General features: G+C 72.8%; 6 protein-coding genes, 2 tRNA genes and 1 riboswitch. Of the genes, 1 reads left to right on the forward strand and 7 read right to left on the reverse strand.

The features are described 5' to 3' along the window. Positions 1-712: tRNA (guanosine(46)-N7)-methyltransferase TrmB (gene trmB, locus ACOV8S_RS24905; protein ID WP_448320465.1), on the forward strand; the 712-nt coding region annotated here is incomplete at its 5' end. A gap of 20 nt (positions 713-732) precedes the next feature. On the opposite strand, the gene ACOV8S_RS24910 is transcribed toward trmB, so the two are convergent. The 7 genes from ACOV8S_RS24910 to ACOV8S_RS24940 form a co-directional block, all read right to left on the reverse strand. After that, positions 733-1,677, reverse strand: coding sequence for an aldo/keto reductase (locus tag ACOV8S_RS24910; protein WP_448320466.1), 945 nt, complete (start codon positions 1,675-1,677; stop codon positions 733-735). A gap of 134 nt (positions 1,678-1,811) precedes the next feature. Further along, on the reverse strand, positions 1,812-2,846 hold the full coding sequence (locus ACOV8S_RS24915) for a M23 family metallopeptidase (protein ID WP_448320467.1): 1,035 nt from the start codon (positions 2,844-2,846) through the stop codon (positions 1,812-1,814). A gap of 11 nt (positions 2,847-2,857) precedes the next feature. Further along, positions 2,858-2,997, reverse strand: a riboswitch (cyclic di-AMP (ydaO/yuaA leader). A 243-nt stretch (positions 2,998-3,240) separates the two neighbouring features. Further along, the gene (locus ACOV8S_RS24920) at positions 3,241-4,374 is read right to left on the reverse strand and encodes a PP2C family protein-serine/threonine phosphatase (RefSeq protein ID WP_448320468.1); all 1,134 of its coding nucleotides are present in this window, start codon (positions 4,372-4,374) and stop codon (positions 3,241-3,243) included. Between the two features lie 141 nt (positions 4,375-4,515). Beyond that, positions 4,516-4,589, reverse strand: a tRNA-Met gene (locus ACOV8S_RS24925). Between the two features lie 49 nt (positions 4,590-4,638). Beyond that, positions 4,639-5,787, reverse strand: a complete 1,149-nt coding sequence (locus ACOV8S_RS24930) for a dihydrofolate reductase family protein (RefSeq protein WP_448320470.1) — start codon at positions 5,785-5,787, stop codon at positions 4,639-4,641. A gap of 72 nt (positions 5,788-5,859) precedes the next feature. Beyond that, positions 5,860-5,932: transfer RNA gene (locus ACOV8S_RS24935), tRNA-Lys, on the reverse strand. Between the two features lie 141 nt (positions 5,933-6,073). Then, positions 6,074-8,317: a DEAD/DEAH box helicase gene (locus ACOV8S_RS24940; RefSeq protein WP_448320472.1), complete on the reverse strand. Its 2,244-nt coding sequence runs from the start codon at positions 8,315-8,317 to the stop codon at positions 6,074-6,076. Positions 8,318-8,635 lie beyond the last annotated feature (318 nt).

Genomic DNA, 8,635 nt, shown 5'->3' on the forward strand with positions numbered 1-8,635 from the left:
CCCGGACGGACCGCAGCCCGATCCGGCCGGCTCCCACCACGAGCGCCGCATCCGCAGCTTCCAGCCCCGCCGCAGCCGGGTGACCACCGGCCAGGCCGACGCCATCGAGCGGCTCTGGGCCCGGTGGGGCCTGGACATCGACGGCCGCCGCACCCTGGACCTCGCCGGACTCTTCGGTGACGACCACCCCGTCGTGCTGGAGATCGGCTTCGGCATGGGCGAGGCCACCGCCCAGATGGCCGCCGACGACCCGGCGACCAACATCCTCGCGGTGGACGTGCACACCCCGGGCCAGGGCAACCTCCTGAGCCTCGCCGAGAGGAGCGGGCTCGGCAACGTCCGCGTGGCCAACGGCGACGCGATCATCCTGCTCCGCGAGATGCTCACGCCCGACGCGCTGGCCGGGCTGCGCGTCTACTTCCCCGACCCCTGGCCCAAGAAGCGGCACCACAAGCGGCGGCTGATCCAGCCCGAGTTCCTGAACCTGGCCGCCGACCGGCTCCGCCGGGGCGCGGTGCTGCACTGCGCCACGGACTGGGAGCCGTACGCGGAGCAGATGATGGAGGTGCTGACCGCGCACCCCCGTTTCGCGAACACGCAGCCCGACGGGCACTTCGCGCCCCGGCCGGAGTTCCGTCCCCTCACCCGGTTCGAGGGTCAGGGACTGGACAAGGGACACGTCGTGCGCGACCTGCTCTTCCACCGGGTCTGAGGAACCGGCGGCGGGGCGGATCAGCCGGAGGCGGCGTCCAGCCGGGCCGTCTCCTCGTCGGTGAGCCGCAGGCCGGCGACCGCCGTGAGGGCGGGCAGCTGGTCCACCGTGCGGGCGGAGGCGATCGGCGCGACCACCGTCGGGCGGGCGGCCAGCCAGGCCAGGGCCACCGTGGCCGGGGACGCTCCGTGCGCCTCGGCGATCCCGTCGAGGGCGGCCAGGACGCGCCGGCCGCGTTCGCTCTCCAGGTGCCGGGCCGCTCCGGTCGCCCGGGGGCTGTCCACCGTCGTCCCCGGGCGGTACTTGCCGGTCAGGAAGCCGGACGCCAGCGCGTAGTACGGCACGGCGGCCAGGCCCGCCCGCTCGGCGACGTCGCGCAGGGGGCCTTCGTAGGTGTCGCGGGAGACCAGGTTGTAGTGCGGCTGGACGACCGTGTAGCGGGCGAAGCCCTCGCGCTCGGAGAAGTCCAGCGACTCCTGCAGCCGTTCGGCGGTGATGTTGGAGGCGCCGATCGCCCGCACCTTGCCCTCGCGGACCAGTTGGTCGAGGGCGAGCAGGATCTCCTCGACCGGCGTCCCGGGCTGGTCGAAGTGCGTGTAGTACAGGTCGATGTGGTCGGTGTCCAGCCGGCGCAGCGACGCCTCCGCCGCCGCCCTGATGTTGGCGGCCGACAGCCCGCGGTACTGCGGGTGCTGGCTCACCTTGGTGGCGATCACGACCTCGGAGCGGTTGCCGCGGGCCTTGAGCCACCTGCCGATGACGGTCTCCGACTCGCCGCCCTCGTTGCCCTCCACCCAGGCGGAGTAGGAGTCGGCGGTGTCGACGAAGTTGCCGCCCACCGCGGTGTACGCGTCGAGGACGGCGAAGGACTCCCGCTCGTCGGCGGTCCATCCGAAGACGTTGCCGCCGAGGGCGAGCGGGAACACCTCGAGGCCGGACGTACCCAGCTTGCGCAGTTCACTCATGACGGTGACCAACGCGTCCGGCCGGCCGCGCATTCCGGGGCGCAGCCGGCCGACCGCAGCGGTTCGAAGGTGTCGGGGATCGCAGGGCTACGGAGACGAGGAGAGGAACCCGCGGCCGAAGGGACCGGCGCCGGTCAGAGGTTGACGCCGCGTGCGGCCAACCAGGCCATCGGGTCGACGCCGTCGCCGCCGCCCGGGTGCACCTCGAGGTGCAGGTGCGGGCCGGTGACGTTGCCGGTCGCGCCCACCCGGCCGATGACATCGCCGGTGGACACCTTCTGGCCGACGCTGACGTTGATCGAGGACTGGTGGCAGTACCAGAGCTCGGTGCCGTCCTCGAGGGTGAGGATGGTCCGGTAGCCGTACGAGCCGGCCCAGCCGGCCTCGGTGACGGTGCCGGTGTGGACGGCCTTCAGCAGCGTGCCGGTGGGGGCCGCGAGGTCCAGGCCCGTGTGGTAGCCGGAGGACCACATGGAGCCGGCCTGCATGTAGGTGGAGGTGATCGTGTAGGAGGACGCCGGCGAGACGAAGCTGGCCGCCAGCTTGGCGATGCGCTCGGCCTCGGCCTTGGCCTTGGCCTCCTCCTCCGCCTTCTCGGCGGCGGCCTCGCGGGCCTGTGCCTCCGCCTTCTCCTTGGCCGCCTTCTCGGCGGCGGCCTGGGCGGCGGCCTCCTGGGCCTCCAGTACGGCCTGCGTCTCGGCCTCCTGCTCCTGCTGGGCGGCCTGCGCCATGATGCGGGTGCGCAGCGCCTCGCCGGCGTCGGCGGGGGAGGCGGTCTCGGCCGGGGCGACGCCCATCTCGCCGAGGACGCTGGGGGCCTGCTCCGCGGCCGCGGTTTCGGTCTCGTCGCCGCCGGGAAGCAGGGAGGTGACCGGGTCCAGCGAGGGCATCTGCGGCATGGTGATGTGCACCGGAGCCTTGCCGGGCGCGGCGGTGGCCATGCCACCCGCACCGACGGCGGCGATCACACCGACGCCGAGGACGGTGGAACTGCGGGCCAGGCCCCGCTGCTTGGCCACCCGGTGACGGCCTCTGGAGACCGTCCCCTCGCTGGGGTTCCACTCCTCGAAGGAGCCCTCGCCGGCGAACCCGGCGGGACCGTACGCGTCGGCGGCCACACGCTGGCTCGGCACGAAGGGCAGTTCAGGGGCAGGGGGGTTGGACGCCACGGGGGCGCGCTCCTTTCCTTCCGTCTCGCCTACCGGGTTAGCTGACGGGTTCGGAGCGGGAAGGTCTCCTACGCGCGTATACGGAGATACGCCCGATTCACCCCGGAAAGTGGTTCCCCGGTTCCCTCGCGGGATTCGGCAGAGCGCACGGAGCCGTCGCTTGTGACGGCTGGGACAGCCGCGCGCTGCGTTATCGAACGTTAATAGAAGCGGTGGCTCAATTCCAAGCCGTTCCTTCACATCGTCCGACCCTGTGGACTGAACCTATGGAGGTTCATCAGGGCGAAACGGACATGGCTTCGGTCACACGCCCACCGCCGCCTTGGCTTGATCGTTCCGCAGCGTTCCGCAGCGTCCCCGGCGGTCCCGGGTGCCGCTGGCGCGTCCGGGCCGGTCACAGGGTCCGTACGGCGAGCAGGGCCATGTCGTCCTCGACGTCTCCTCCTGAGTGCAGGGCCACGTCCTCGGACAGGAACCGCAGGAGGTCCTCCGGCTCCCGGAAGACCCGACCGTCCAGCCGCGCGACCGGGTCGTAGAACACCCCGTCCTCGTCCCGCGCCTCGGTCAGACCGTCGGTGTAGAAGAGCACCGTGGCGCCCGGCCGCAGCGGCACGGGCGGTCCGGGCCTGGGCGGCCCCGCGAGTTCCGAGAGGGCGAGCGGACTGCCGGACTCCCCCGGGTCCAGCAGCCGCGGCGGCGCACCGGGCTCCAGCAGCAGCGGCGGCGGATGACCGTGATTGACGATCGACACGCTCCGGCCGTCCCGGGAGAACTCGGCGAACACCGCCGTCACGAAGCCTTCCTGCTGCTCCAGCTCCACCGCCCGTCGGTCCCGCTCGCGCACCACCGCCTGCTCCATGTGCTCCGCGGCCTGCTCGATGGTGTCGGCCCGTTCCGCCACCTCGCGGAAGGCGCCGACGACGACCGCGACCGCGGCCACGGCCTCCATCCCCTTGCCGCGCACGTCCCCCAGCACCATCCGCACGCCGTGCGGGGTGTCGTGCACGGCGTAGAGATCGCCGCCGATGTTCGCCTCCTGCAGGGCGGCCTCGTACCGGGAGGCGATCCGCAGGGAGCCGATCCGCCGCTGCGGCGGCGGCATCACGGCCCGCATCGCCGCCTCGGCCATCTGCCGGGCGGACGCGAGGCGCAGGTCGACCCGGTGCACCGCGGTGTTCATGACGCAGGACAGCACCGAGACGATGACGACGGTGAAGAGCTCGGTGATCATCAGGGCGGGAGAGTCCGCGTCCCTTGTCAGCCGCACGTAGAGGGTGAGACCCGTCGACAGCAGTCCGATGCCCACCGTGGCGCGCAGGGTGTAAAGGGGGGCGGCGATCAACGGGGCGGCGGCGAAGAACGGTACGGCGGTCACGTCCCGCGGCGTCACACTGTCGTAGGCGAGGCCGAGGACCAGGGCCAGGAAGGGCAGCACCCGAAGCACCAGACGGGCGTAATGGATCCACCGCCGGCCCGGCCCGAGGGGCTCCTCGACCTCCGGATCCACCGGCCCGCCTCGCCTCAGCATGGAATCCATGGTCCCGTGCCGGGCCGGAAGCGGCGACCGCTGACCTCCGCCCGGATGAAGGCGGACGGACGGGCGCCTGAGCATGCGGACGCAAACACTCAGGGCCGGAATCCTTGAAGGATTCCGGCCCTGAGTCTTCAGTAGCGGGGACAGGATTTGAACCTGCGACCTCTGGGTTATGAGCCCAGCGAGCTACCGAGCTGCTCCACCCCGCGTCGTTGTGTCTTCACTGTACGACATGGCGCGGGGGAAAAGCGAATCGGTTCACGTCGCCCCGCCGAGCAGGTGGTGGTTGGGCCGCACGGCGCGCTCCTCGTACTCGGGCAGCAGCACCACCCGGACGCCGCCCGCCGCCAGTACCCCGCTGCCGTCCGCGGCCGCCACGAAGGTGTCGGGCTCCCGCCAGGCGGTGACCACCCGCCGCACCCCCGCGTCGAGGATCAGCCGCGCGCACGGGGCCGGCCGGGAGGCACGACGGGCACAGGGCTCCAGGCTGCTGTAGACGGTGGCCCCGGGCAGCCGCGGGTCGGCCGGGTCGATCTTGGCGAGCGCCGCCTCCTCCGCGTGGACCACCGGGTCGCCGCCCTCCCCGGAGTGGCCGCGGGCCAGCTCGGTCCCGTCCTCGGCCACCACCACCGCGCCCACGCTGAACGCGGTGCGCGACGGCGGGCACTCCCCGGCCAGGTCGCAGGCGAGGCCCAGCCAGTACCGGTCGGCTGCGGAGGCCGACGAACCCTCGCCCGGGGCGACCGGCCGGTAGTGGGCGAGCACCACGTCGCCCACCGGCCGGGTCTCCTCCAGCCGCAGCCGGCCCGGCGGGTAGCCGCCCGGACCGAAGAGCCGCGGCGCGCCCGGCTCACCGACCAGCAGCGGGGCCAGCGCCAGCTGGAGCTCGTCGGCGAGTCCGAGCCGCAGCAGCTGGGTGTGGACGCTGCCGCCTCCCTCCACCATCAGCCGCCGCACCCGGTACGCGGCGTGGAGGTGCTCCAGGACGGCCCGCCAGTCCAGTTCCGGTCCCACCGGGACCACCTCGGCGTCCTTTTGGCCACGCAGCGCCTCCTGCGCCCGCGATGCGCCCCCGTCGGTGGTGTAGACGGCCTTGCGGCCGCCGGTGCGCCAGAAGCGGGCCGCCGGGTCCAGTTCACCCGAACCGGTGACGAGCACCTTGAGCGGGAACTCCGGGAGCCCGGCGGCGGTGCGCGCGGCCCGCCGTTCGGGCGAGCGGACCACCAGCCGCGGGTCGTCGGCGCGCAGGGTGCCGGCCCCGATGAGGATCGCGTCGCTCGCGGCCCGCACCTCGTCGACCCGGTCGAAGTCCTCGGGGCCCGAGAGCAGCAGCCGCTCCGGGCCGGTGTCGTCGAGGCAGCCGTCGAGCGAGACGGCGGCGGAGAGCAGGACGTAGGGGTGCGGCATGGGGCGGCTCCGGGACGTGACGCGGCGCATGCTCCGGCCGGGGTCGGCCGGGCGCATGCGCCGCGTCAGAAGTAGGCCCTGTGGGACTCGAACCCACAACCAATGGATTAAAAGTCCACTGCTCTGCCAATTGAGCTAAGGGCCCATGGTGATGTTGCTGCCCCGAGCATAGCGGGAGGGGGCCTCCCGTCCGAGCGGGTATCCGGGGCCGGCGGCGCGCGGGAAGCGCGGAGGGCCCGCACGACGGGGGTCGTGCGGGCCCTCACAGGCGGTGTGCGCGGGCGCGTCAGCCGTTGCGCTTCCAGCGCGGCTTCTCGTCACGGCGGCCGAAGGAGCCACCGCGGTGGTCGTCACGACGGTCGTCGCGGCGGCCGAACGGACGGTCCGAGGTGCCGCCGGCGCGGAAGCCCGGGCGGTCGTCGCGGCGGTCGCGGTTGAACGGACGGTCGTTGCCGCGGAAGCCACCGCGGTCGTCACGACGCTCGAAGGAACGGCCGCCACGGTCGCCGCCGCGGTCGTCACGGTTGAACGGACGGTCACCACGGTCGTTGCCGCGGAACCCACCACGGTCGTCACGACGCTCGAACGAACGGCCACCACGGTCACCACCGCGGTCGTCACGACGCTCGAACGAACGGCCGCCACGGTCACCGCCACGGTCGTCACGGTTGAACGGACGGTCGCCACGGTCGTTGCCGCGGAACCCACCGCGGTCGTCACGACGCTCGAACGAACGGCCGCCACGGTCACCACCGCGGTCGTCACGACGCTCGAAGGGACGGCCGCCACGGTCGTCACGACGCTCGAAGGAACGGCCGCCACGGTCACCACCGCGGTCGTCACGACGCTCGAAGGAGCGGCCACCACGGTCGTCACGGTTGAACGGACGGTCGTCGCGACGCTCGGCGCGGTCGTCGCGGCGCTGCGGGCGGTCCTCACGCTCGGTGCGGTCGACCTGCTGGGCGCTCGGCTGCTCCGGCACGGAGACGGCGGCGGCCTCGGTGGCCTCCGCGGCCTCACGGACGACGGCGGCCTCGGCCAGCGCGGCCTCCGGGTCGTCCCCGCGCTCGCGGGCGGCCCGCGCGGTGAGGCGGTCGGCCTCGTCGCGCAGCTCGGCGGCGCGGCGCTGCAGACGCTCCAGCTCCTTGGTGAGCTGGGCGACCTCACGCTCGGCCTGGACGGCGGCGCCGGCCACCGACTCGGCCTGGAGCTCGGTCATCGAGCGGGCGCCGGTGATCTCGGCGACCTCGGGCTCGAAGGCGTTGCCGCTCTGGATGATGTGACGCGAGGCGTCGATGCCCGCGTCCTCCATCAGCCGGAAGATCTGGCGGCGCTGGTGCGGCAGCGACAGGGAGACCACGGTGCCGGTGCGGCCGGCACGGGCGGTGCGGCCGGCACGGTGCAGGTAGTCCTTGTGGTCGCCGGCCGGGTCCACGTTGAGGACCAGGTCGATGCCGTCGACGTGGATGCCGCGGGCGGCGACGTCGGTGGCGACCAGGACGTTGACGTAACCGTCCTTGAAGTCCGCCAGGGTGCGGGTGCGCGCGCCCTGGGTCATGCCGCCGTGCAGGGCGTCCGCCTTCACGCCGGAGTCGCGCAGCTGCTCGGCGATGCGGTCGGCGCCCAACTGGGTGCGGACGAAGATGATCGTGCGGCCCTTGCGGGAGGCGATCGCCGCGGTGACCGGAGCCTTGTCCTTCGGCTTCACGATCAGGATGTGGTGCGACATCGTGGTGACGGCGCCCTGGGCTGCGTCGACCTCGTGACTGACCGGGTTCTCCAGGTAGCGGTCGACCAGGGTCTTGATCTCGTTCTCCATGGTGGCGGAGAAGAGCATCCGCTGGCCGCCGGCCGGGATCTGGTCGAGCAGCTCGGTGACCTCGGGCATGAAGCCCAGGTCGGACATCTGGTCGGCCTCGTCGAGGACCGCGACCTGGACGTCGCCCAGCGAGCAGGCGCCGCGGCCGATGATGTCGCGCAGACGGCCCGGGGTGGCGACGAGGACGTCGACGCCGCGCTCCAGGGCGTAGATCTGGTTGCTCATCGAGGTGCCGCCGCAGACGACCTTCATCTTGAGGCCGAGCACGTCGCCGTAGGGCTGCAGCGCGTCGGCCACCTGCATGGCCAGCTCACGGGTCGGGGTGAGGATGACGGCGCGCGGGCGCTTCTTCTCGGTGCGGCCGCCGGCCAGGCGGGCCAGGGCCGGCAGACCGAAGGAGAGGGTCTTGCCGGAGCCGGTACGGCCACGGCCCAGGATGTCCTTGCCGGCCAGGGCGTCCGGGATGGTCGCGGCCTGGATCGGGAAGGGCGTGGTCACGCCGTTCTGCGCGAGCTTGCGCACGACGCCCTCGGGGAGGCCGAGGTCGGCGAAGGTCGGCCCCGTCTCCTCGGGAGCCTGCTCCTCGGCGGCGTCCGCGGCCTCGGGGGCCTCGACGGCGTCCTGGGCCTCGACCGCGTCGGTGGTCTCGTCGAGCTCGGCCGCCGTCTCGTTCTCGGCGACGACGAACTGATCAGTACTGGAAATGGACATGCTTATGCGAAACCTTCCGGAGTCTCGTCGGCACGCGCCCGTCAACTCCGTGTTTCGCGAGGAACCGCCTCGATGCGGTCAGCCACGGCAAGGGAGAGAACGCGCCACACGGCGCGCTCTTTTTCGCTGCGCCGGGCAAATGGGATCAAACGATCTACCACCATACGCACCTCACGCCCATCCGCGCAAACGAGAACGCCGAACGCGAGCCACGCCACACTCCTGAGCGCCTACACAGCCACCGGCGCCTCGCCCGCGGAGGGCTGCGACGGGGGCAGCGCGGAGGACGGCTGGACCGGGGTGGGGTCGGGCGAGGGC

The organism is Streptomyces sp. CO7 (assembly GCF_053474865.1).